Source organism: Tardiphaga sp. 42S5 (genome assembly GCF_034044155.1).
GTDB lineage: Bacteria > Pseudomonadota > Alphaproteobacteria > Rhizobiales > Xanthobacteraceae > Tardiphaga > Tardiphaga robiniae.
Genome location: NZ_CP139027.1, coordinates 4,874,876 through 4,899,880, shown reverse-complemented (window position 1 = coordinate 4,899,880; position 25,005 = coordinate 4,874,876). Strand labels below are relative to the sequence as shown.

The 25,005-nt window shown below is 61.0% G+C and carries 12 protein-coding genes, 1 tRNA gene and 1 pseudogene; 12 read left to right on the top strand and 2 right to left on the bottom strand.

The window, feature by feature from the left end:
- Window positions 1-131: 131 nt before the first annotated feature.
- From SFY93_RS22770 to SFY93_RS22750, 5 genes are all read left to right on the top strand, one after another.
- Complete coding sequence (locus SFY93_RS22770; RefSeq protein ID WP_320444699.1) at window positions 132-1,094, top strand: aliphatic sulfonate ABC transporter substrate-binding protein; 963 nt, start codon at window positions 132-134, stop codon at window positions 1,092-1,094.
- A 207-nt stretch (window positions 1,095-1,301) separates the two neighbouring features.
- Complete coding sequence (locus tag SFY93_RS22765; protein ID WP_320444698.1) at window positions 1,302-2,423, top strand: methionine ABC transporter ATP-binding protein; 1,122 nt, start codon at window positions 1,302-1,304, stop codon at window positions 2,421-2,423.
- Window positions 2,413-3,078, top strand: a complete 666-nt coding sequence (locus SFY93_RS22760; protein WP_320444697.1) for a methionine ABC transporter permease — start codon at window positions 2,413-2,415, stop codon at window positions 3,076-3,078. The genes SFY93_RS22765 and SFY93_RS22760 overlap by 11 nt, the downstream gene beginning before the upstream one ends.
- Window positions 3,079-3,125: 47 nt before the next feature.
- Entirely contained in the window at window positions 3,126-3,920 is a 795-nt protein-coding gene (locus tag SFY93_RS22755; protein ID WP_414716951.1) for a MetQ/NlpA family ABC transporter substrate-binding protein, read from the top strand.
- A 1,152-nt stretch (window positions 3,921-5,072) separates the two neighbouring features.
- Window positions 5,073-5,146: transfer RNA gene (locus SFY93_RS22750), tRNA-Gly, on the top strand.
- Between the two features lie 72 nt (window positions 5,147-5,218).
- On the opposite strand, the gene SFY93_RS22745 is transcribed toward SFY93_RS22750, so the two are convergent.
- Together SFY93_RS22745 and SFY93_RS22740 are read right to left on the bottom strand one after the other, a co-directional pair.
- Window positions 5,219-6,463 (bottom strand): site-specific integrase, encoded by a 1,245-nt coding sequence (locus tag SFY93_RS22745; RefSeq protein WP_320444695.1) that lies wholly within the window; start codon window positions 6,461-6,463, stop codon window positions 5,219-5,221.
- Between the two features lie 917 nt (window positions 6,464-7,380).
- Window positions 7,381-8,010: an IS110 family transposase gene (locus SFY93_RS22740; protein ID WP_320444694.1), complete on the bottom strand. Its 630-nt coding sequence runs from the start codon at window positions 8,008-8,010 to the stop codon at window positions 7,381-7,383.
- Window positions 8,011-8,222: 212 nt separating this feature from the next.
- On the opposite strand from SFY93_RS22740, the gene SFY93_RS22735 reads away from it, so the two are divergent.
- The 7 genes and pseudogenes from SFY93_RS22735 to SFY93_RS22705 all read left to right on the top strand — a co-directional run bounded on the left by SFY93_RS22735 (window position 8,223) and on the right by SFY93_RS22705 (window position 24,853).
- The gene (locus SFY93_RS22735) at window positions 8,223-8,918 is read left to right on the top strand and encodes a lytic transglycosylase domain-containing protein (RefSeq protein WP_320447826.1); all 696 of its coding nucleotides are present in this window, start codon (window positions 8,223-8,225) and stop codon (window positions 8,916-8,918) included.
- A 202-nt stretch (window positions 8,919-9,120) separates the two neighbouring features.
- On the top strand, window positions 9,121-10,185 hold the full coding sequence (locus SFY93_RS22730; protein ID WP_320444693.1) for an IS110 family RNA-guided transposase: 1,065 nt from the start codon (window positions 9,121-9,123) through the stop codon (window positions 10,183-10,185).
- Between the two features lie 626 nt (window positions 10,186-10,811).
- Window positions 10,812-11,237: pseudogene (locus SFY93_RS22725) on the top strand (DUF3363 domain-containing protein); the annotation flags it as partial.
- A gap of 295 nt (window positions 11,238-11,532) precedes the next feature.
- A complete protein-coding gene (locus SFY93_RS22720) occupies window positions 11,533-12,114 on the top strand; it encodes an STN domain-containing protein (RefSeq protein ID WP_320444692.1) in 582 nt (193 codons plus the stop codon).
- A complete protein-coding gene (locus SFY93_RS22715) occupies window positions 12,111-12,662 on the top strand; it encodes an RNA polymerase sigma factor (protein ID WP_089268293.1) in 552 nt (183 codons plus the stop codon). The genes SFY93_RS22720 and SFY93_RS22715 overlap by 4 nt, the downstream gene beginning before the upstream one ends.
- 27 nt (window positions 12,663-12,689) lie before the next feature.
- The gene (locus SFY93_RS22710; protein WP_320444691.1) at window positions 12,690-13,670 is read left to right on the top strand and encodes a FecR family protein; all 981 of its coding nucleotides are present in this window, start codon (window positions 12,690-12,692) and stop codon (window positions 13,668-13,670) included.
- A 119-nt stretch (window positions 13,671-13,789) separates the two neighbouring features.
- A complete protein-coding gene (locus SFY93_RS22705; RefSeq protein ID WP_320444690.1) occupies window positions 13,790-24,853 on the top strand; it encodes a filamentous hemagglutinin family protein in 11,064 nt (3,687 codons plus the stop codon).
- The last annotated feature ends 152 nt before the right edge of the window (window positions 24,854-25,005 follow it).

Here is a 25,005-nt window from a genome sequence, read left to right as displayed (position 1 = left end):
CCCGGAGCGGACCTGAGGATTGCAAAACTTGCAGACTGCCCACGACCTTTGAAAGCACAATCTTCGCAATTGCGCGTAGCGTTTGACCATCACGCCCTTGCATCGCCCGGGCGCAAATGGAGCAACAGCGCATGTCCTATTCCCGACGATCTGTGGTCGCAGGTCTCTCCGCAGCACTGTTGCTGTCCGCCGGGCTGATCGCATCGCCAGCCGCCGCGCAGGAGCTGAAGGAAATCCGCATCGGCTTCCAGAAGGCCGGCATCTTCCCGGCGGTGAAGCAGCGCGCGACGCTGGAGAAGGTGTTCAAGGAAAAGGGCGTCAGCGTCCGATGGGTCGAATTCCAGTTCGGGCCGCCGATCCTCGAAGCGATCAACACCGGCAATGTCGACTTCGGCTATGCCGGCGACGCGCCGCCGATCTTCGCGCAGGCTGCGCGTGCCAATCTCGTCTATATCGCCGCCATTCCGTCGCGGGGCTATAATCAGGGCATCGTCGTTCCCGAGAATTCGCTGATCAAGACGCTCGCCGATCTCAAGGGCAAGAAGGTCGGTTTCGGCAAGGGATCGAGCGCGCATAACACGATTATCGCCGCGCTGGAGAAGGCGGGGCTGACCTATGCGGATATCACGCCGGTCTATCTCGGCCCTGCAGACGCCGTTGCTGCCTTTGCCGGTGGCAATATCGACGCGTGGTCGATCTGGGATCCGTATCTGGCGCTCGCCGAGGGCAAACAGGCGCGGGTGATTGCCTTCTCCAAGGACGTGCAGGATTCCATTTCGTTCTTCCTCGCCAACAAGGATTTCACCACCAGGCATCCGGACATCGTCGCGCTGTTCAACAAGACCTTTGCCGATGAAGGAAAGTGGGCCGAAGCCAATCGTGCCGAAGTCGCGACGCGCCTGCAGGAGGCGACCGGTGTCGACAAGACCGCCACCACGCGCGCCGTCGAACGGTCGAACTACACGGTGGTGCCGATCAATGACCGGATCATTGCCACCCAGCAGGAAACGGCGGATCGTTTCCACAAGCTTGGCCTGATCCCCAAGGCGATCAATGTGAAGGACATCGTCTGGACCTGGACTCCGGGCTCCTGATCTCCCGAAAACTCGCCGGGAGACGATTAGCGCTGTCACCAGCCGTCTCTCGGCACTCTTTTACTCCCGCAGGCCTTTGAAACCGTTGGATTTTCCTCATTTGTGCAGTGCGGTTGAAATGTTGCCCGAAATCAGTAGGTTGCAGCCACGGCGCCCGCGACACGCAGGCCGGCCCCGTGCTTCACAACTGCGCAGAAACGTCATTCAATGAACGCTCCCCTGTCCAAGCCGACCGGAGCGCCCGTGCCAGTTCTCGATCCGCAAGATCCTGGCCAACAAGGGCGTGCCATCATCTCCTTCGATGGTGTCAGCAAGATCTTCCCGTCGCGGAAGGATTCCGCCGAGGTGAAGGCGGTCGACAATATCGACCTCGTAGTACCGGAAGGCGCCATTGTCGGCGTGATCGGCAAGAGCGGCGCCGGCAAGTCGACGCTCATCCGCCTGATCAATGGGCTCGAGCAGCCGACCCATGGCAAAGTCACCGTCGACGGCCTCGACATCGGATCGCTGGACGAGAAGGCGCTGCGTCAGGCGCGCCGCTCGATCGGCATGATCTTCCAGCACTTCAACCTGCTGTCGTCGCGCACCGCCTTTGACAATATCGCACTGCCGCTGGAGATCGCCGGCACGCCGCGCAAAGACATCAAGGGAATCGTCGAGCCGCTGCTCGACATGGTCGGCCTTGCCGACAAGCGCGACCGTTATCCCGCTGAACTCTCCGGGGGCCAGAAGCAGCGCGTCGGCATCGCGCGTGCGCTCGCTACCAAACCCAAGGTGCTGCTGTCGGACGAGGCGACCTCGGCGCTCGATCCCGAGACCACGGCGCAGATCATTGCGCTGCTCAAGCAGATCAATGCCGATCTCAACCTGACCATTCTCTTCATCACTCACGAAATGTCCGTGGTGAAGAAGCTGGCGCAGCGCGTCGCTGTCATGGAAGGCGGCCAGATCATCGAGCAGGGCACGACCTACGAGATCTTCTCGAAGCCGACCCACGCCACGACCAAGCGTTTCGTCGGCGAAGTCACCGGCGGCAATGTGCCGGAATGGCTGCAGGCCAAGCTGCTTGCGGACTATGCGCCCGGCCGTCAGGCCGTCATCCGCATCGCCTTCACCGGCGCCGATGCCGATGAGCCCGTACTCTCGCGGCTAACGCGTGCCTATGGCGTGGACTTCAACATCATGCATGGCCAGATCGAATATGTTGCCGATCATCCGTTCGGTACGCTGATCGCCTCCGTCGCGGCCGAGCCCGAGCTGCAGGCGAAGCTGATCGCCGATCTCACCGCGACCCGCAACACCGTGGAGCATCTCGGCTATGTCGCCTGAACTGATCAACATGATCCTGTGGTCGACGCTGGACACGCTCACCATGGTGGCGCTGGCCGGCATTTTCGGCACGTTGGCCGGATTGCCGCTCGGCATCTTCCTGGCGACCAGCCGCGCCGGTGAACTGTTCCCGGCGCCGAACGTCAACCGCATCGTCGGTCTTGTGGTGAATGCGACGCGCTCGACGCCCTTCATCATTCTCGTCGTCGCCATCGTGCCGCTGACGCGGCTGATCGCCGGCACCTCCATCGGCACCAGCGCCGCCGTGGTGCCGCTGACCATCGCGGCGACGCCGTTCATCGCGCGCGTGATCGAAGGCGCGATCCGCGAAGTCGATCAGGGCCTCGTCGAAGCTGCGCGTGCCTTTGGCGCAAGCCCGTTGCAGATCGTCTGGAAGGTCTTGTTGCCTGAAGCGATGCCGGCGGTGACGCACGCGCTCACGCTCGCGACTGTCAGCCTCATTGGTTATTCGGCCATGGTCGGTGCCGTCGGCGGCGGCGGTCTCGGCGATCTCGGCATCCGCTACGGCTATCAGCGCTTCATGCCGGAAGTCATGGCGACGGTGGTCGCCGTGCTGATCTGTCTCGTGCAGGGCGTGCAGAGCCTTGGCGACTTCATCTCGCGCCGCCTCGACAAGCGCACGCGACACTCTTGAGCGATCTCGCTCGCGTCAGCGGGCCCGCTCACACTCGTTTACTCACAATGGAAAACACAATGTCTCTTCGTCGCTATCTTCTCTCCATCCTCGCTTTCGCCGCGCTCACCGGCGCTGCGTCAGCCGAGACCATCAAGGTCGGCGTGACCCCCGGTCCGCATGCGCAGGTGCTGGAAGCTGCCAAGGCCGTCGCCGCCAAGAAGGGCCTCGACATCCAGATCATCGAATTCTCCGATTACGTGGTGCCGAATGCGGCGCTGGAAGCCGGCGACCTGCAGGCCAATTCGTTCCAGCATCAGCCCTATCTCGACAACCAGGTGGCCGATCGCAAATACAAGATCGTTGCGGTGGGTAACACCATCAACTTCCCGATGGGCATCTATTCGAAGAAGGTGAAGACCTGGGACGAGGTCAAGTCAGGCGCTACGCTGGCGATCCCGAACGATCCGACCAATGGCGGCCGCGTGCTGATCCTGCTGCGCGACAAGGGCATCATCAAGCTGAAGGACGGCGTCGGCTTCAAGCCGACACTGCTCGACATCACCGAGAATCCCAAGAAGCTGAAGATCACCGAGGTCGACGCCGCGCAGCTGCCGCGCACGCTGCCTGACGTCGACGTCGCCGGGATCAACACCAACTACGCGACCCAGGCCGGTCTCGATCCGGTGAAGGACGCGATCCTGCGCGAGGACCCGAAGGGTCCTTACGCCAACATCATCGCCGTGCGTGCGGTGGACAAGGACAAGCCCTGGGTGAAGACGCTGGTGGAAAGCTATCAGTCGCCCGAGGTGAAGGCGTTCATCGACGAGAAGTTCAAGGGCTCGGTGCTCGCGACCTGGTAAAGGCAGCGAGCGCTTCGCCGAGCAGGCGAGGCACGTCCAGCGGGAAGCGGCGGTCACGCTCTTTCCCACGTCATGGCCGGGCTTGACCCGGCCATCCACGCCTTCCTTCGTAAGCAAGACGTGGATACCCGGCATTCGCCGGGCATGACGATTGTGTGTGGGGCGACCTCACCGCGCCATCGCAAATCCAGAATTTCAAACAGCCCCACCGTCCTGAAAACACACGTTCGCATTCTCGCGGCGCCAATGGCGTCCGAGCTATGAGCATTCCTTCGACCCTCTCCGAAAAGAGGGCGTGCGGAACGCCGGGTGCCCGTTGCACCCTTGGGCCTGATGCGAATGCGGTCTTCCGCATGGGGTAATGCATCAGGACTTTCGGAAGCACGAGCGATTGCCCAGCGTTCCGCCTGCGGTGTTTTTTCGGTTGCTTGCACTTTGCCTCGACGAACGCTCCGATCGCGAATTAAAGTCCCAAGGCGATGGGAAGGGAGCCTCAAGCGAGTAGGCCGAACGCGTTTTGACTTTGGTCGTCCGTCACACTGTCCAGGAGTCTTTCCATCCGAAGGTCGGCCGTCTCCTTGCCAGTGGCAGTGCTGGCGCAGATCCGTCCTGCCCGAAGACAGACGTCACCTCCAAACCGCGTAACGCCGCATCTCCGGCGTCCACCGCATCCAGCCCCGCGAACGTGACGATCGCGCTCGCCCCTCTCATCGGGGCCGGACGAAGGGGAATATAATCAAGATAGGGATGATGTCAACAGGAGCTAGGAAAAAATGTTTAGCTGCTGTCTTGCCGCCCCCACCGTCATTCCTCGCCAAACCAATTGGTTTGCCTGAGGGCGGGACCGGCGCCGCAGGCGACGGGACCGAGCCTCAGCCACTCCAATTGGAGCGGCGGGGAATCCCGACATGGGAATCTCGGCAGAGCCAAACATTCCGGGATCCCGGGTTCGCCTGCGTGCGACTTTGTCACTTCGGCGCCCCGGAATGACGAGATGGGCGCTTCGGTATCCGCGGACGAACTACGCCCCGAGCGCCGTGCTCTCTCGCCATCCCCTTGAAATCCATGCACAACTCGCGATGCCACGAGGCAGGGGATGCGACGGCGGATGAGGTTGAGACGCGCCGCATGACGTGTTACCTGATGCCGCGCGCGGGTATAGCTCAATGGTAGAGCAGCAGCCTTCCAAGCTGAATACGAGGGTTCGATTCCCTCTACCCGCTCCAATCTTTTCAATGACTTAGCGCATCAGGAACTTTCCATTCCGACAAGCTCAGCGAGTTCATTCCGACAAACGTTCACTTTTTGGCCGCCTGCTTGCGCCGTTTAATGCGCTTGATCTGAGCTTGCTGCTTGCCTTCGTCGTCGTCGTGCAGGTAGTTCGCCATTGCCGCCACCGACGACCACTGACCCTTGTCCATCAACTGCAACGTGGTCAGTCCCGACGATTTCGATTCGGTGGCCCCGCCGTGCCGACCAAACGATGTGAAGGTTAGCTCAGGTCGCAAGCCCGCAGCGATGATGATCGTTTTCGAGATGCGCTCTACTTGCGTCAGCATCTCGCCCTTGCCGCTCCACGGCAGGCTGCTGCCGTCCCGCCGCAGCATCAGGCCGCCTGTTGGCCGCAGCGCCTTCATGGCATCCAGCTCAGCCATCAGCAGGGGATAGAGCGGCTTGCCCTTCTTATCGAACAGCGGTTCCCATGAGCCGGTGCTAGTTTTGTAGTTGATGACGTAGACGTGGTTCGGGTGGCTGTTCGGGCGATAGTGCTCGGCCATAAACCGGATGAAGATATGCGCTTTGCGCTGGAGCCATTCCCAGCCGATCAGAACGCCGGTTGCCAGCGACGCGAATTCCATTTCGAATGCCTTCGCGCGGAAAGCCATCAGTTCATCGAAGTTCGCGTGCGGGGTCTCGCGCGATGTCGATCGCAGACCCATCTTTTCGAATGGGTTTTTCGGCGGAAACATGTGAGGGTGCGCCCGCGAGATCGTGTTCCATGCACCACGCGCGGTTTTCATGGCGTGATTGACGGTAGTGCGGCGTTCGATCTTCTCGCCATCAACTTTTTTGTAGAGCAGCTTCTCGAACAGATCGTCGGCAAACGCCGTGTCGATGCTCGACACCCGCCGCGTGCCTAGACGCCTGCCATCCTGCAACAGATATTCGCAGATCATCTTGATGCCGGTTTCATGGACGCGGCATTGTCCGGGGCTCAACGGCTGCAAACGCTTCGCAGTTTTCTGCTTCCACGTCCGGCGGTACTCGTGAAACATCCAGTCCAGCGTTCCGATCACCACGCCGATGCCGACCGGATTTGCATCTTCGCCGCCGCTCAGCCAACTATCGAACGCGGGTAGGAGTATTTTTTCGACGCGTTGCACCGCCAGGTCGTAATCGTTACCCAGCGGTTCATTTTTGACCGGGCAACCTCTCTTGCGTGCCCAAGTCGGCGCGTCAAAAAAGTATCCGAGCCCACCCTTCTTGAGGCGTTTGCGCCTCGTGTAGCGCGGCAAGGGCAGGGCAGATCGGCCGATTTTCATAGAAGCCTCCGCGACACCTCCGGATCATCTTCCGGGTCTATCGAACGGTGTTTGTTCTCTTTGACTGTAACCGAAATGCGCCCGTCAGGCCAAATATCAACGCTCGCGACCCTGCCACCGCCATCGATGATGCCTTTCACGGCGCGCCTAATATCGGCTTCTGTGAATTTGGCTTTCGACATTATTGTAGCGCAAAAGATGAAATCTCTACGACCGGTGACTCAGTTTTTGGCTGGCCGTCTGCCGCGTCTTTGCGGATCGCGCCAACCGAAATTCTGAGGTTGAGGCTCGTGCGTTCAAAGAATGCCTCCCGTGTCAAGGAGGTGCTGCACCATCAAATCCGTTGAGTCTGTGTATGGAAAGAGCCCTTATTTCCGTATGCGGCAATTTGCGGTGATCGGGTGTAGATATGTCGATCTGGCGCAAGCAATCGAGCCGATAATCCGTCTACAGCGCTGCGGCTCGATGGCGCGCACCATGTCTTTGGTGACGACCCTGTTGGGAAGCGACCATCTGCGGGCCGCCTTTAAGCACCGTTTTATAAGCCTTCCAAAGATTCTTTGACGTTGCCCAGGCCAACCGAAAAGTAGGCCCGAGTGAGCCGTGGGCAGATGCGAGGAGCGATCTGGACTGTAGTGTAGGTCTTCCAGACGAGGTGCTTTTGGGAGGTTTGCGGTGGAAAGACCCTGACCGGATCGGCGCTCTACTATCCAAACATCGACGTGAGCGATCAGACCTGGCTACGTTCGGCGCTCCTGTACTGGGACAATATCTACACCATCGTGCCGAAGGCCATTCGGAAACCTTACGAGACCCCGGATACGCAAATTTGTGTCACTGAGGGCCACCTTCGGCCGCTTTACTGCGACGACTACCCGACGTCATTAAAAGCTTGGGAAATCGTACGCTGGAGCTCCTTAAGCCTCAAAGGCCCCGCTGCCGTTTTGCTTGGATGTCTGCTCTTGCAAAGAGGTAAGTGCGATCAGCATCGGCTCGATGATCGTAAGCAGAATTGGGTGATCCTGGATGGCCGTCCGGACCAATTGAACGTACCGGAGTTGACTGCCGATCTTGAGCACCACTCCAAAGGTCTTGAGCAACCCGCGGACAGTATTTTTGATCTTCAAAGCCGTGCTGACGAACTGCGCTCGTGCGGTGGTCATGGCACGGACGGCGTGCGTCTGCATACTCTTTACCGGCACTTGCCGATACCAACCGACGCGCACGATTTGAGCAATGCTGTGCGCATCGTTCGCGTCTGTTTTGTTGATCTGCAGCGATACCGCCGCTTTAGCGGGACGCGCATCAATACAAACCACCGGCAGTCCGCAGCTCTTGAGTTCATGGAACAACCAGACCGAACGCATCCCCGTCTCGAGGCCAATGCGAGCGGCGTTCGGCGCATGCTTACTGACAAGCTTCTCAATGTCGTCCGGTGTAGAGGCGCACTTACCGCGCCAGATCGGACGGCCGGATTCGTCGACTACGCAAGCTTTGGTTTCCTCAAGAGAGACATCGAGACCAACATATTGGGCAATCGGTTGCATTTTGCTGCTCCTGTCATTGGGGATCAGAGCGCAAAGACTAGCAATGACGGCGCTCCGCGATAACCCATTTCCCGACCAACAATCGCAAAGCCGCCGCGCGCAGTGGCGGTCCAGGGCGGCCGCAAGGCCGGCGCGAAGAAGCTTCACCCTGGACGGACGCGAGTACGGTGGCATGTTTGCGTCGTTTAGGGACGGTCGCTTGTACCGTCGTAATGGTGTTGTCGTTTGCGATCGTGCCGGTGAATGCAGCACAAGCCGATAACGCATCAACCGGACATCCGGCGAGCGCACGACCTGCCGGACCGTTTGCGAATTTAATCGAAGAGGCCTCACGCCGCTTCGCTATACCGGCGCACTGGATACGCGCCGTGATGACCGTCGAAAGTGCTGGTGACGCGTGGGCCAGATCGCCAAAAGGTGCCATGGGGTTGATGCAGATCATGCCCGAGACCTGGGCAGATCTGCGCACGCGTCATCGCTTCGGTGACAATCCCTACGATCCGCGTGACAACATCCTGGCCGGTGCTGCGTACCTCCACGAACTGCACGACCGCTATGGCTCGCCCGGCTTCCTAGCTGCGTACAATGCGGGACCAGGCCGCTACGAACAATATCTCGGAGGCCGACCGCTGCCGGCCAAGACCCGCGCTTATGTGGCAACCCTTGCTCCTTTCTTCGGTAACGGTGAACTTGCCAATTCGATCTCCGTTGCAGCTGTTCATTCGAAGTCATGGACCGAGGCGCCGCTGTTCATCGGACGACCCGAACGCGCAACCGCTACCGATCGTGTGTCGGCTGAGCAGCGATCGGACCGCGCTCAGGCGGGCGATCCGATGCGCAATATCTCTGCAGTCCTGCCGCAAGCGCGAGGCCTGTTTGTTGCTCGATCCAGTGCGGGAGGCCTGTAATGACGGGATTTGCAGCTTGTCGTGCCATGGCGTGCTCCAGGATAGAACGGCCGGGAAGAGGAGAGCAGCAGGGAGGCACGACAGCGGGACGGCTCTTCAAATCGGGCTCCGAGAAACCGGTGCACGGGGATAAGCGAACCGTGGCGGAATCCGGAGCCTGGTGCAACGACTTAGGCTGTCGTTGGCACAAAGGAGAGCTCCGATGAAACTCTACGTTGGATTGGACGTCGGTCTTGAAGAAACCAGCCTTTGCATCGTCGATAGCGAGGGTCTCACGGTCCGCGAAGTTAAGATCAGCACGGAGCCCGCGGTGATCCGCGCCGCTCTTGAGGGCTGCGCGGATCGCCTCGATCGCGTGGGTGTTGAAGCGTCATCGCTTGGCATATGGCTGTATCGGGAACTGCAGCCCGTTGGGCTGCCGGTCATTGTCGTGGAAGCGCACCACATGCGGGTGTCGTTGTCGACCATGCGCAATAAGACCGATCGGAACGACGCGCGTGGCATCGCACGGATGATGCGGCTGGGCTGGTATCGTGCCGTCCACGTCAAGAATATCGAGATGCAGAAGATGCGCTCGTTATTGGCCAACAAGAAGCTCCTCACGCGCAAACTGATCGACATCGAGAACCATATTCGTGGCACGCTGAGGGCTTATGGCTTGCTGATTGGCGCAGTCGGCCGGGGAGGATACGAGGCTCGGGTCCGGGAGCTGATCGAGCACGGCGACCCGGTATTTTCTCTGATGATTGAGGCCATGCTGGACGTAAGGCGGGCGATCTTCGAGGGGTATGAACGACTTCACCGAGTGGTGCTGCAAGTGGTTCAGCACGATCCGGTCTGCCGCCGCTTGATGACGGTTCCAGGCGTCGGTCCGGTCGCCGCGCTCTCGTTCAAGGTTGGTGTGGATGATCCCTTGCGCTTCACTCGATCGCGAACAGTCGGTGCCCATTTTGGGTTGACGCCCAGGCGACATCAATCCGGCACCTCGATCGACTTTGAGGGGCGCATCACTAAACAAGGCGACGTCAACGTCCGCGAAGCGCTGTGCGAGGCGGCCGCGAGCCTGCTGCTGCGAATTAGAAGGTGGTCTGCGCTACGGGCGTGGGGCCTTCGCATCGCTAAGCGATCAAGCATGTTGTGCGCGATCGTCGCGGTGGCGCGCAAGCTTGCCGGAATCCTGCATCGCATGTGGATCAGCGAGACCGATTTCCACGTCGGCTTCGGCGGCAAGGTTACGCAGCGGCTGCGATTGAAACCTGCGCAGTAACTGCTGCACGGATCGCAAGGAATTAGCGCTGGTGTTGCATCCAGCATGTTGAAGAGGAGCAAAGATTAGAGATCCGCGCGCGCGGTGAGCGTCCCCTGGCGGGGCCGCGAAACGGGGAATGTCCGCTATCTCTTGCCTGCTTCCGTCCATGTGACGAGAGCGTCGGACTGCTTGGACAGCCCTGTTACGAACCTGATGAAGAGCATGCGACAGCCAAGTGCTGAACGCGAAGGAACGCATGGACCCCGCCTGGAGAATGCAGATCGTGCACGTGGTCATAGCGGACTCTGCTCGCCATCAGCGCAGAGAGAAAGGAAATGGTGATATGCGGAAAATCGCGAAAAAGCGTAGTGAAGTGTTGACTTTGCACGCCCGATTAGGAAGGCGAGATAAAAGAGGCTCGCTGGTCGAACCACAAGCCATTGCGATGGCTTGGGTTCTGCCGTGCCGGTCGGTCGGGGCGCGTGCCGCCCCTGATGCTTTCGCCAATGAATTCAAGAACATTTTCGGCACTGCTCCACATTCCGCGTTCGTGGAGCCTTTGCCATGAGCGCAGGCGACAGCGAGTTACGCATCCGGCCTGGCCGCATCCGCGGCACACGAGCGCCAAAGCCGAAGAGCTTTATCAGACCGGCGCCGACCTCGTGATCTCCAGAGATTACATCAGCCGGGGCCTGAGCTCGCGCGCCGAGGAGTTCGCGTCTATCGAGCTTGGTCCAAAGCCCGAGCACGAGAGCCGCAACGCTCTGGAAAAGGAGATTGCGGCCGAACGCTGGACGCGGCTCGACGTTGAGATCCGCATGGCCGCCGATGAGACGGGCGCCATCGACCTGCGCCCCGAAAATCCTGGTGCGGCCGACCCCGAAATCCGCCGCCTGATCGGACGGCTCCAGCACCTGGAGAAGATGGGCCTTGCCGCGCCTGCCGGCCCCGGCGAATGGATGGTCGGGCTGGAGGCCGAGCGCAATCTCCGCGACCTTGGCGTGCGCGGCGACGTCATCAAGACCATGCACCGCGTCTTCACCGACCGCGGGGAGGCCCGTGGCGTCGCAATTCCTGTTCATTGGATTGTCATACTATACCGGTATCACGCCGCCGATTGCCTTTGGCTCGCGGGGGTGACGTGTTGCCGGGCAATCCTGCGCGCAGAAAGGGTGGGGCATGCTTGGCCAAGGCGCTGGCGGCGCGATCGTCGCGCTAAGGGCATGTGTTCTGCTCGCGTCGTCCCTTCTCGTGACATTCCTCGAGCCGGTGCGTGCCGAAACAACGCGGGATTCGTCGTTATCAGGACCGGTAAGTTTCGACATCCCCGCGCAACCGTTGGGAGCCGCACTGGACGCCTATAGTATGACGACGGGGCTGGATGTCTTCTACAACGCTGCCATCGCCGAACGACGTCATTCCAATGCAGCGCACGGAACATTCACGCCGCTTCGCGCTATTCAGATCATACTTGGTGGTTCAGGCCATGTCGCGCATGTTACGGCACCCTGGTCCTTGACGATCGTCCCCGAAAACACTGGAGCGCGCGCAGCGTCCGGGCCCGGCAGGGCGGATGTGCGCTTCGAGCCGTATTTCTCGCTTGTTCAGCAGCAGGTTGAGCAAATTCTCTGCGATCTCCCGGATGAGGCCACCGGCCGTACCGAAGTCTTGCTTCGGATGTGGCTCAAACCATCAGGCGAGGTTGTACGTGCGGATGTGCTCGCCGATGCAAACGGTGCAAGCCGGCCGCTCGCCAGTATCATTAGTCAGGTGAGGTTTGTCGCACCTCCTGCGGACATGCCGCAACCCGTCACATTAGTGATTTTCCCGCCGGTGTCGAAAGCGGACCGGCAATGCTTGGTCGCGCCCCGCAAAGATTCTTCAAACGACGACGTCGGCAAAAAGTCGCCGCGGTCTGCACAACAGCTTGAAGCGGTGCAGCAATGACGCATTCAAACGGGCAAAGTCTTCGCCGGCTGCTGCTCGTCGATTATCCCGAGCTCAAGAAGCAACTTACCCGGCGGATCGGTTCTGCGGAGCGGGCGGAGGATGCCCTGCAGGATGCCTGGATGCGACTCGAAGGCGTGACGCCCGCCGAGCCGGTTCGCCGGCCGTTTTCCTATCTGCTGCGCATTGCGTATTTTCTCGCTCTCAAACGTCTTCATAAGGAGCGCGTTAGCGCGACTATCGATGATGCCCGTTCGGCACTGGACCTGATCGACGAGACGCCGGATCCCGAACGGGTTGCGGTGGCGCGATCCGAGCTGGCTGCGGTGCGTGAAGCGCTTGCGGAGCTGACGCCGCGCCGTCGGCAGATTCTGCTCGCGGCCCGTATTGAGGGATTGCCGATGCGTGCGATTGCCGAGCAACATGGCATTTCGCTACGGATGACCGAACTCGAGCTGAAAGCTGCGATCCGGCATTGCGGCGAGCGGATCGAACGAAAGATCATCCAGCGTTTCGGTCCCAGGGCGGCCGATGCATCCGATACATGAGATACCTAACGCGACGATCGACGAAATATGGACGCGATGGCCAAGGCTGAAGACACATCGAGGCAGACAGACCTTCCGGACCGCGACGCCTATGACTGGGTGGCGCGATTTGCATCGGGCGATGCAAGCCAGAAGGACATCGACGATCTGAAGCGCTGGGCGGCGCGCGATCCCGCGCATGCGGAAGCCTTCGATCGCGCCAGCCGGGCGTGGCAGACGATCGGCACCGCAGCATCGGAGACACCGCATCCGGCTGGTGCGATGCGCGTTGTGCGACCCAGCCGTCGGCTCTTTATTGGCGGTGCGTTGGCGGCGTCGGCTGCGGCAGCGACTGTCGTTGCTGTCCGCCCGCCGCTCGATCTGTGGCCGTCATGGTCGGAACTCGCGGCCGACTACCGGACCGATATCGGCGAGCGCCGGCAGATCAAGCTGTTCGACAATATCGCCGTCGACATGAACACGCGGACAAGCATCGCCATGCTATCCTCGAAGTCTGGCGACGATCGTATCGAATTATTGACTGGCGAGGCTGTGGTTGCGACGCCACTACAAAGCTCGTCAGCACTGACGGTCGTTGCGGGAGGTGGCCACATCGTCGCACGCCGTGCGCGCTTTAATGTGCGGCGCGACCCGGCATCGGTCTGCGTGACATGTATCGATGGTGAGACGACGATCGAGCGCAACTCAGCCAGACAAATCCTGACGGCCGGACAACAGATCGTCTATTCGGATCAAGGAGTCGGCGTCACATCGGCGGCCGATACGGGCACGGTGACCGCATGGCAGGGCGGCCTCATGATCTTCAAGGCAATGCCGGTTGCCGATGTTGTCGTTGAGGTCAATCGCTATCGACGCGGCCGGATCATCCTGACCAATGCGACGCTTGGACGTGAACGTTTCAGTGCCCGGTTCAGGATCGAGAACGTGGACCAAGTCGTGCATCAGATAGAGCACATTTTCAACGCACGTGTGACAGCGCTGCCGGGTGGCATCATTCTGCTCGGTTGAGCGTTCTCAAATAAATTTCATTCGGTCGTTTCGGTTTGCGCCTGCAATCGGGATCAGCATGACGAGAGCATCGCAAACATTCTGTGATGCTTCGCTTTGCCAGATCTGAAAGTGCAGTCATGTCCGAATTCCATGCCAGTGCCCGTCGCTCCTCCCGCATCGTCCGCCGGGCGGTGTTTCTCGCAGGTGCCAGCGCACTGGCTTTGATTGGATCGATGGGCGCCGCCGGTGCCCGCAATCTGAACGGCAGCGCCTCCACGCCGGTGACCACGCAGGCCGCGGTGGCGGCACAGGCTGGCGCCCAGCAGGCCGCCCAAGCGGCGTCGCTGGCGATGCGTCGCGCATCGGCCGCGATGGAGAATATGCGTGGCGTGCAGGCGGCAGCGCGGGCAGCGGCTGCTGCCGCTGCGGCATCGGCGGTGCCGAATGGGCTGGCGCCGGGCGGCCTCGTCGTGGCGCCAGGTGCAGTCCCGGGCACGACTGATGGCGGCGCTGGTCTGTGGCAGGGCGCCAATCTACCCACGCAGACGGCCACGGGCGGACGGACGCAGGTCGAGATCAAGCAGACCGAGGCCAAGGCGATCCTGACCTGGGACAAGTTCAACATTGGTCGCGAGACGGATCTGTATTTCAACCAGACGGCCGGCGGTGCTGACAAGGCCAACTGGATTGCGCTCAACCGCGTCACAGATCCCTCGCTGGCACCGAGCCGGATTCTCGGTACCATCAAGGCGGATGGGCAAGTCTATGTCATCAATCGCAACGGCATCGTGTTCGGCGGAGCGAGCCAGGTCAACGTCCACACGTTCGTGGCGTCCTCGCTCAGCCTGAGCAACGAGCAGTTTCGAGCGGGTATCAACAACACGCTCTCCATCTTTGGGAGCGACGGCTTCGATCACGGTATTCCGACCTTCGGGGACAGTTCGACCGACACGGAGCCGACGAACATCGTTCATTACGGCCGGACGCCAGGAAATGTCGTTGTCGAGGCGGGCGCAATCATCGAAAGCCATAGCGGTGGCAAGGCGATGTTGTTCGCACCACGTGTCGCCAACGCCGGAACGATCCGGACGCCGAACGGCCAGGTGCTTTTCGGAGCGGGCGAAAATGTCTGGCTGGCGGATCCGAAGTTGAATGACGCGAGCACTACCATACGCGGCCTTGACTTTGCCGTGTCGTCGCCGTTGGCGGCTCTGCCGAATTATTTGCTATTGAGCAGGGCGGTCGGCAACCCCAACATAAGCCCGGCTTATGTGGCGGTGATGGCTGAAATGGACGCGCGTGCCGCCAGCGTCGGATATCTCGTGTCGAATACCGGAGCCATCGAAGCTCCCCGCGGCAATATTACGATCAAGGGCCGGGAGATTCAGCAGAGCGGTACGGCGGTCGCATCGACCGCGCTCAACAATCAGGACGGCTCCATCAATATCAGTGCCTGGAGTCAGGGCATCGTGGGAGTTCACACCGACTTCCCGTCCGGTCGTGGCCTCTATTCGTGGGGCAGCGGAAAGCTGAGCCTCGGTTCGGGCAGCCTCACGATGGTCATGCCGGACCTGACCGATACAAGCGTCATCGAGCAGAGCAATGTCGGAACGCGTTATCGCGCGGGTACGATCGATCTGCGCGGCACGTTGATTGACATTCAATCCGGAGCCAGCGTCGTTGCACCTTCTGGCACGATCACGGTAATCGCCAGCAAGCTTCCGCCAACGATTCCCGGCGCCGTGCCTGGCGCGTTGGACAAGACTGACGATGGCAGCCGCATATATATGGATTCCGATGCGTTGATCAGCGTTGGTGGTCTGCGTGACGTGGTGCTCGCGATGGAAACCAATAATGTGACGGCGGAGCTGCGCATCAACGAGTTGCGTGACAGCGTTCTCTATATCGACTCGTGGTTGCGTGGCGCGACGATTCATATCGACAAGCGCATGAATGGGACGTTTGCCGATGGCCCAATGGCGGGCGTGCAGTGGTTCAAGGACAAGAGCGGCGCTTACCAGACCGGACGCTGGGAAGGGACGCCGATCGGCGATGCGAGTGGATGGATCGGAACCGGCAACACGACCCTCGCCGAACTATCGACCGCCGGTGGCAAGATCTCTCTGAGGGCGGGCGGCGAGACGATCATTCGTGCCGGTGCGATGCTCGACGTGTCCGGCGGTTCGGTGCGCTACACCGATGGCTGGATCACCACGACCAAACTGCTGGGCGCCGATGGTCGTATCTACGATATCGGCAACGCAATGCCCGACCAGCAATATGTCGGATTTCCCGGCAGCTTCATGCGTCATCATGAACGCATCAACCTGACGGAGACGTGGCGAACTATATTCGATCGCAACACCGTAAGACGTTTCGAACTGGGCTATATCGAAGGCCGCAATGCCGGCAGCATCCTGATCTATGACGGTGCCGGTCTGGCCATGGAGGGTGAACTCGACGGCCACGTCATCACGGGCCGACGCCAGCTGGCAAATGGCAAGCCCGCCACCGCCGGTATATTGCAATTTGGGGGCGGCAGCGTTCCGGAGGGACCGTGGCTGGGTTCAACATTCGTGATCACGCATGCTGCGCCGACGCTTGGCAGTGGCTTTACCGTCGCCAGCAAATTGCCGAGTACCTTCTACGATCCGCGATTGAACGACGCCGATATGACGCGCGAGCAGCCTGCGCGCGCGAAGACAGTCTACATCGAGGATGGCATCCTCAACCGATCGGGCATGGCCAGGATCGACATCACTTACAACAAGATGTTCAGGCTTGAGGAGGGCGCGCAACTCGATCTGACGCCGGGCGCAACGCTGAACGTCCTCCAGCATGGCGCCCCGAGCGATGCATTACCAGCCACCGCAGAAATCAACGGCAGTATCCGCATCGCTGGCGGCACTATCAGTATTGGGGTCGGAAACAAGATAAGTGTGGGTGCCAAAGCGGTTCTCGACGTCAGTGGAAGCTGGCTCAACGACGCTGCCGATGGCGGGCCGGCGCCGTTTTCGCAGATCAATGGCGGCACGATTGTGTTGGCGGTGGATGCCAATGCGCTGGCGTCAGGGGTCAAAGGCGAGGTCGCCATTGCATCCGGAGCCACCATCGATGTCTCCGGTGGAGCCAGACTGAGTGCGAATGGCGCCAAGACGAAACTAAAATTGGGCGACGCCGGCTCGATCACGCTCACCAACCTCTCCAACAAGAGTCTCGACGGTATCAATCTGCGTGGCTATGCGGCTGGATCCGGCGGCACGCTCAACATCGGCGTGCTGGCTGATGTACAGGTCGGCGGAACAGCGCCGGCAGATGCTGCAACATTCCATCTGCATGACACTTTGTTTGCAGATCGCGGCTTCCGCGCCGTCTCCATCTCCACGATGGGCAACGCCATGGTTCCCGTCGGCACAACGGTCAGTCAGTTGCCGCAGAATGTCGATCTGGCTGGCGTCGACCCATCGTCCTTTGCCACGGGCACGAAGCTGACCGATATCGGCACCGTCCGGGTGCTTGATTTGCAAGAACGTCTGGCGCGTAAGCCGGCGAGCCTGGGCATCACGGCGTTCAATACGGTCACGGTGGGTGCCGGCGCTACTCTGATGACGGATGTTCGGGGAAGCATTGCCCTCTCGCAGCATACTGCGAGCACAATAAAGACGGGGGGCGTCGTTGTTGCCGGCACGATCGTTGCCCCTGCCGGAGCGGTGTCGATCGATGCGAAGACCGTGACGCTGGCTGCCACGGCTCAGATCCTGGCCAGAGGCGAGGCAACGATCTACACGGATCCGCGCACCGGTCTGCGCAGCGGCAATGTTCTCGATGGCGGATCTGTCAGCCTGAAAGGCGGGCTCACGCTCGATCCATCGGCTCTGGTCGATGTGTCCGGTACCAGCGGCGTGATCGACGATCCCCAGCGCGCACGGGACAGCGATGCGACATTACTGCTGACCAGCGACGGCGGCGAGATCACGTTGACGAGCGGAGGCATCGGCGGATCGAAGATCGACGCCAGGCTGATCGCCCGTGCGGGAGGGGCCGGCGGGTCCGGTGGCAGGTTGAACATCGTCGACCCGGGAGTGCCGTCCGGCTCCGTTCAGAACAGCATGGCCGGCACATATATGGGATACTTCCGGCTGGTCGGAACTGGCGGCCAGTATTCCTTCGATGCGGCGACTGGCACATACTATGCGAACGCCGCGTCGGGCACGTACAATTTCATCGGCGGAACGATGGCGGGGTCGCCGATCTCCACGCTTGTCCTCGATCTCGATGTCTATGACGAATACGGGACGGCGGCGTATAAAATTCCCATTGCGATGAAAACTGCGATCAATGCACTGCCGTCGGTCATCGGGCTGACCCCGCGCATTGTGAGCGGCCGTGCGGCGGACGCGCAAGGAGGCGGTGCAGTCGTGCCCTGGGTCATCGATCCGACCATCGACCAGAAGGCCGTTGTTCTCATCAACAAGTATTTCTATCGCGCAACGCGTATAGGCACGACGAGCGTCTACACGCCGGGAGCGAAAATGCGGATCGACGACACCGTCTATGCCGGGATGACGATGTCTGCGGATGCCATCAGTGGCGGTGGCTTCGGCGGTGTCAATCTCCCCGGCATGCTGCGGCTCGACAACGGCGTCGTGCTCAATCTGCAGAATGCGGCAGTTTCGATCGCCGGCAAAATTTCGGCTGCGACGCCGACCGCGAGCGCGGAGATTCACGCAGGCTATCTCGCCCTCGATCTGGCTGTGGCGGATGCGAACACGAGCAGTGGTTCGGGAACGCTGCTGCTCGACGCCGGCCTGATCGACATCACGTCCGGTGTTATCCGCGGCTACGGCAACACCAGGCTCGTGGCCAATGAAATCCGCATGCACGCGTTCGAGGTTGGCGCGACGGCCTTGCTCGATGTCGATGGCGCGCTGACCTTGCAAGCCGGGCAGATCTATCCATCGACGCAAACGACGGCGATGATCAAGGCGCCAGAGAAAATCCTGGTATTGCCCAACGGTGCGCCATCCGCGCCGTTGTCGGCCGGCGGCAACCTCACTCTGTCGTCCAGAGACATCGACATCTATGGCTCCGTGCGCGTGCCGTTCGGCAGTCTGACGCTCAAGGCCACGCGCGAAATCACATTGGGGACGGGCGCCACCGTGTCGGTGTCGGGCGAAGGGCTGACGGTGCCTTACGGCATGCTGTTGAACGGTGAAGACTGGGCGTTGCCGGTGAGCAGCGGTCTGCCGACCGTGATCGCAGCGCCGCCGGAAAAGAAGCTTCTCCTCGATGCACCGGCGGTCAATGTGGCTGTGGGCGCGAAAGTCGATATTCGCGGCGGCGGCGATCTGCGGGCTTCGGAATTCGTCGTTGGCAGCGGTGGCTCGCACGATATTCTGGCGATGAACGGCGTTTACGCAGTTCTTCCCTCGTCACGGTCGGCGACCGCACCGAGAAGCGGCGGTGTTGCAGTGGGCAGCCGCATTTGGCTGGCTGGCGGCGGCGGTCTCGAAGCGGGCTGGTACAATCTGTTGCCAGCGAAATACGCATTGTTGCCCGGCGGCTTCGCCGTCCAGGTCACAGCCGGGAGCACCGGAAACTCTGTCCGGAATGCTGTGAGGATGCTCGACGGGACATGGCTGATGTCCGGCCGTCTCGGCAGCGGTCTCGACGGCTCGGCAGATGTGCGCGCCTCGAATTGGCGTGTGATGGACGGCAGCGTGATCCGTTCCTATTCCGAATATAACGAAGCCGGCGCTAATGACTTCTTTGCTTCGGATACTTTCAAGCTGGTGCAATACCGCAAGCTCGGTCTTGATGTGGTGACGCCCCGGCTGCCGTCGGATGGCGGCGCCATCGTGTTCAGGGCCAGCAACCAGCTCGTATTGGATGGGCAGTTGCTGTCGCAGGCCGCAGCGGGTGGTCGTGCGGGTATCGTCGACATCGCAGCGGCCAATATCGCGGTGGTCGGGGCCGGAGCCGACACCAGTGGCCTTGGCGGCTATCTGATCATCGATGCAAGCCGGCTCAGCAATTTCGGTGCTGCAAGTCTGCTGCTCGGAGGCGTCCGCACGGGAACCAATCTCGGCGTCTCGCTTACGGTACAGGCCGGCAGCATCGTGGTTCGTAACGACGCGAACAGCGCCTTGGCCGGCCCCGAGATGATCCTCGCTGCGAACGGCGACATCACCATCGCTGCCGGCAGCGTGCTACGGGCCGAAGGTGTCTCGACCAGCGATTCCGGGGATATCACGATCGTGCCGCAAGTGGCGTCGCCCGCGCGCGACTACGGCGCGCTGATGCGTCTGTCCAACGGCACTGTCGCCAGCGTTCGTCGCACCGATGTCGATGGTACGGCGCCGGGCACTGTCGATATCGGTGCTGGTGCTGTGGTTGCCGGCGGCAAGGCGCTGCTGATCGACGCTACCCGCAACACTACGCTTGCAAATTCTGCGCAGATCTCCGCTACCGACGTCACGCTGTCCGGCAGCAAGATCGGATTCGGCGGCGGTAGTTCGGGCCTCGTATTCGATGCGGCCGGTCTGGCCCGCTTCAGTCAGGCGCAGAATCTCACGTTGCGCAGTTACTCCACGATCGACTTCCACACTGGAATCGATTTTGGCTCGGCCGATCTCAGGTCGGTCACACTCGATGCGGCCGGAATGGTCGGTTACAGTGCTGGCGCGACGACGGTGACCGGCAACACGATCCTGCTGCGTAACAGCGGTGGTAGTTTCGTTGATCCGTTGGTTACGGCGCAAGGCACGCTTGCGGTCAATGCCGAGCGCATTGTGCTCGGTGCGGGCGCCAAGACGATGCGCGGCTTCAACGCCGTCACGCTGACGGCGGCGAAGGTCATTGCCGGGCAGGGCGATGGCAGTCTGGATGCATCTGGCAATCTCACACTGGTGGCGCCGCTCCTCATGGGCGAGAATGGTGCGGGCCAGTCCATCGTTACCACAGGCCACCTGACGGTCACGGCGCATGACACGACCGCTGCTCGTGACGTCAACAGTCTCGGTTCACGCTGGGCATTGACGGGCGCCGCCGTCGATTTCGGCGGTCGTATCGATGCGCTCGGCGGCAGCGTGTCGCTGACCGCAACCGGGGGCAACGTCAATGTCCTGGGCGGTGCCATTATCGATGTCGGCGGGTTCGGCAAGACGTTCAACGACGTCACGGCCTATGCCAGTGCTGGCAGTATCGAGCTCACATCCGTTGGCGGCAGTGTTGTGGCCCATGCCGGTTCGACGCTGAATCTCTCCGCGGCGTCCGGTGGCGGAGACGCCGGAAAACTGGCAGCCATCGCCTCCGGTGGCGGTAGCGTGACCTTGAATGGTCAGATCGATGCGCATGCTGCATCTGGCAAGGGCGGCGCGTTCGCGCTCGATATCGGTGCGTTGCCCGATTTCGCCGGCTTCTCTCAACAACTGGCAACCGCCGGTTTCTCGCGCTCGCGTACGTTCCGAATCCGCAGCGGTGACATCGTGCTCAATGGCGTGACGCAAGTGGAAAACTTCGATCTCAGCACGGATGCCGGCAAGGTTACGATCACCGGCACCGTCGATGGCAGTGCGGCCTATGGCGGCAATATCGCAATTTCCGCCGGCAACGGTCTGGTGATGACGGGGGCGGCCAATCTGTTCGCGCGGTCCACGACGGCGCTCGGCAGCGGCCGCGTCGCGCTGACTGCGTCCGGCGGGCGCCTCGATGTCCAGGGCGGCATCATCGATGTCTCCGGCGGCAATGGCGGCAAGGTGCGCTTCCGTGCCGAGCAGGTTGCCGGCCCCGATTATGTCGCCGTCGATACTCTGTCGGCCACGATCGTCGGTGCGCGGTCTACGGTGCTCGAGGGCGTGTGGCGTCCAGGAACGACAGTGACTACCGTCGATGCCGCCCTGCGTGACCATGCCACTGCGGTCGCCAACGACTTTGTCGGCCACGGCAACGATATCAAAGCGCGCCTGCATGCCGGCAACGATGTCATCGTTGCATCGGGCATCGAAATCCGCAGCGATACCGATCTCTCACTGAACGTCGATTGGGATCTGTCGGGGCTGACTGCACGCGAAGGCGCTCTCACTTTGCGTGCCGCAGGAAACCTGAACATCAATGGTCATATCAGCGACGGCTTCAGTGACGTCACGCGGAGCGGCGCGCTGCTGGCGCAGGATTCGTGGGACATAAAGCTGGTGGCCGGCGCAGACCTCGGAGCCGCAGATGCCTTATCGGTCAAACCGCTCGCGGCGCTCGCAGCCGGCAAGGGTTCGCTGATCGTCGGCGATGCGACCCATGGCTATCAGATCCGTACCGGGACTGGCGATATCGCTGTGCAAGCCGGCGGTAACATCGAGCTCGCGCACTACGAATCGGTGATCTACACCGCGGGCCGCAACGATACGACGGTTCATTCCGACTTTGTCGCGCCGCCTGGCGCCGAATACGGTATCTTCGGCGGAAACCTCGCCATCGCGGCCAATGGCAATGTCAGCACCAGACTGCCCGTCGATAATTCCGACAACATGCTCTACACCAACTGGCTGAAGAAGGATGGCGTGACTGACGACCAGCTCTTGTTCACCAGTCAGCAGGCGACCTGGTGGATCAACTACGGCCGCTTCACGCAAGGCATCGGCGTTCTCGGCGGCGGCAATATCGATGTGCAGGCGGGTGGTGATCTCGACAATCTGACCGTCGTGCTCGCGACCACGGGGCGTGTTCATGGAGGCACGGTCCAAGGCGCCTCGCGCTCGTTGCAGATCGACAATGGTGGTGCGCTCAACGTTGTCGCCGGCGGTGACATCAAGGCCGGCAACTACTACATTGCGCGCGGTGCTGGTGCGCTCGATGCAGGCACCTTCGCCATTGGGCGAACGGTTCGCGGGCGGTCGTTCGATACAGCCGTAGGTGTCATGACATCTTACGATATCGCGCCTGTGCTGGCACTCGGGGACGCCACCCTGAATGTTCGCACGGCAGGAGACCTGCGGCTGCAGGCCGTACTCGATCCGCTGATGACGTTGGACCCGTCCAAGCCAGTTTCCGACGGTCAGACCTTCATGCTCAGTCAGACCGACGATACGCGGTTAAGTCTGGCATCGACCGGTGGCAACATCACGCTGGTCAATCAGGTTCACTATCTGTCGCAGGACGTAAACACTACCAATTTCTGGCATGAGAACGCGAACGGTACGTTGTTTGTCCAGTTCGCGAATCTGTACGCGAATCTTTATCCGGCACTCACCAACATTGTTGCGCTGAACGGTTCGATTTCCAATCCCGGTCGCATGAACGTGCTTCCCGCCAGTAGTGGCGGATTGACGGTGCTGGCCGGGCAGGACGTCACGCTAGGCAATCTCGTGATGTCGCGTGCCACGCCTGAAATGCTGCCTACGGCTCTCCGGCCGTTCGGGAGTGGCATCAAGCTGAATCCGGGGTCGAGCCAGTCGGAGGCGCACTTCCTCGCGCTGTTGACCAATTCCATCGATCCATATGGCTACTACGCGCTTAGCATGGATTATTTCCGTGAGGTCGCCAATCCATCCGTACTTTTGAATGCCGGGGACAGGGAGCCGAGCCGTATCTATGCGATGACCGGCAGTATCCGCAGCGGCAACGTGACCACCAACGAACAGACGCTGATGTCGGCCAAAACGGATATCCGCGACTTGACGCTCAATCTGCGCAACCTTCACGCCACCGACGTAACATGGCTGAACGCGGGCAACGACATCCTCAACAACAATCTCAATACCGAACGTACCCTTGGCACCGTCATCCAGGGGCCGGGATCGCTGTTGCTGACGGCCGGACGTGACATCCATGCAGCCTCGCAGGTGATCATTAGTCAGGGCAATGAAAGCTATAACGCATCTGGACCGGTCAAGGATGCGCAAGTCAAAGGTCTCTCGGAGGCTGGGGCATCGATCGACATGATTGCCGGCCTGAATGGCCGACAGCCGGATTATGCCGCTGTGTCGAAAACCTATCTCGATCCGTCCATGGTGAGCACGATGCCCAACTATCTGACCACCACGGTCGATGGTCGGATACTGCCGCTCTATCTGGTCAACGAGACCAATGCTCTCGCCGACGGGAGGGGCAAACTGACCCGCACCGGCCTGGTCGCCTTCATCAAGCAGACGACCGGCGAGACTCTGTCACCGCTGCAGGCCTGGGAGACATTCCAGTCGCTTCCCGCGCTCACCCAGCAACGCTTCCTGCGCCAGATCTATATGCAGGAACTCCGGATGGCCGGCCGCGACCAGAACGAGCGCGATGCGGACGGGCGTCCGCTGAACGGGGGCTACCGGCGTGGCTATCAGGCCATCGCGGCGCTGTTCCCGGGCGACACCTGGAAGGGCTCCGTGCTGTCAGCCAATTCGCTAATCCGCACCGAACATGGTGGCGACATCAACATCTTGGTCCCCGGCGGCAGCCTTCAGGTTGCCGCATTGAATCAGGCCGTCAATCCGGGTGATGGTCTCGTTACTCTCGGCTTCGGCCAGGTTAATATCGCGGCCCGCGACGATGTGGTGGTGAACCGTTCGCGCATTCTCACCTTCAGCGGCGGCGACGTGACGATCTGGTCGACGCTCGGCGATATCGATGCCGGCAAGGGCGCCAAGACTACGCGCGTGCCGAAGGCGCCGTTGACGGAAACCGATGTGGATACGGTAACGCTGACCAAGGAGCAAGCCGACATCAGCGGTTCCGGCATCGGCACCATCGTCGGCTTCGCCGGCGTCGAGCCCGGCGATCTCGATATGGTCGCACCGTCCGGCACGGTGGATGCAGGTGATGCCGGCATTCGTGTCGCCGGCAACTTCAACGTCGCTGCGCTCGTTGTGTTGAACACCGACAACATCAAGGTTGGCGGCGAGAGCAAAGGCGTACCGAAGGCACAAGCACCGGTGGTCAATCTGATGGCCGAGACCAAGGACAAGGCGGCTGCTGATGCGGTCAAGGATGCGAGCCAGCAGGGCAATGGCAACGAACGGCCATCGGTGATCATTGTTGAAGTGCTGGGCTATGGCGGCGGAGACGATCAGCGTACAAAAGACGATGAGGATATCCGTAAACGCAGCGACAATCGGCTGCAGGATCCGCGAAGCCGGGTACAGGTGTTAGGCGCAGGCGAGTTTTCCGACAATGAAGCGCAGCGCCTGGCTGACGTGAAGCGTGGATCGCGGGGGGACTAGAGAGCGCAAATTCATGCATCTCGTCAAACTAGCCCGGTCGCCCACATGATGGTTTGTCCGTAAGGGCGTCGCCGACCGTCGTCATGGCCTGTCGTCGACTTGTGTTACTTCCGCCGGTGAACTCATTAGTGAAGGGCATTCACTAAGGGGCA

Coding starts and splice junctions, on each gene's coding strand:
- SFY93_RS22770 (WP_320444699.1), top strand. CDS start 132: ATGTCCTATTCCCGACGATCTGTGGTCGCAGGTCTCTCCGCAGCACTG.
- SFY93_RS22705 (WP_320444690.1), top strand. CDS start 13,790: ATGTCCGAATTCCATGCCAGTGCCCGTCGCTCCTCCCGCATCGTCCGC.
- SFY93_RS22730 (WP_320444693.1), top strand. CDS start 9,121: ATGAAACTCTACGTTGGATTGGACGTCGGTCTTGAAGAAACCAGCCTT.
- SFY93_RS22765 (WP_320444698.1), top strand. CDS start 1,302: ATGAACGCTCCCCTGTCCAAGCCGACCGGAGCGCCCGTGCCAGTTCTC.
- SFY93_RS22710 (WP_320444691.1), top strand. CDS start 12,690: ATGGACGCGATGGCCAAGGCTGAAGACACATCGAGGCAGACAGACCTT.
- SFY93_RS22735 (WP_320447826.1), top strand. CDS start 8,223: ATGGTGTTGTCGTTTGCGATCGTGCCGGTGAATGCAGCACAAGCCGAT.
- SFY93_RS22740 (WP_320444694.1), bottom strand. CDS start 8,010: ATGCAACCGATTGCCCAATATGTTGGTCTCGATGTCTCTCTTGAGGAA.
- SFY93_RS22715 (WP_089268293.1), top strand. CDS start 12,111: ATGACGCATTCAAACGGGCAAAGTCTTCGCCGGCTGCTGCTCGTCGAT.
- SFY93_RS22745 (WP_320444695.1), bottom strand. CDS start 6,463: ATGAAAATCGGCCGATCTGCCCTGCCCTTGCCGCGCTACACGAGGCGC.
- SFY93_RS22720 (WP_320444692.1), top strand. CDS start 11,533: ATGACGACGGGGCTGGATGTCTTCTACAACGCTGCCATCGCCGAACGA.
- SFY93_RS22755 (WP_414716951.1), top strand. CDS start 3,126: ATGGAAAACACAATGTCTCTTCGTCGCTATCTTCTCTCCATCCTCGCT.
- SFY93_RS22760 (WP_320444697.1), top strand. CDS start 2,413: ATGTCGCCTGAACTGATCAACATGATCCTGTGGTCGACGCTGGACACG.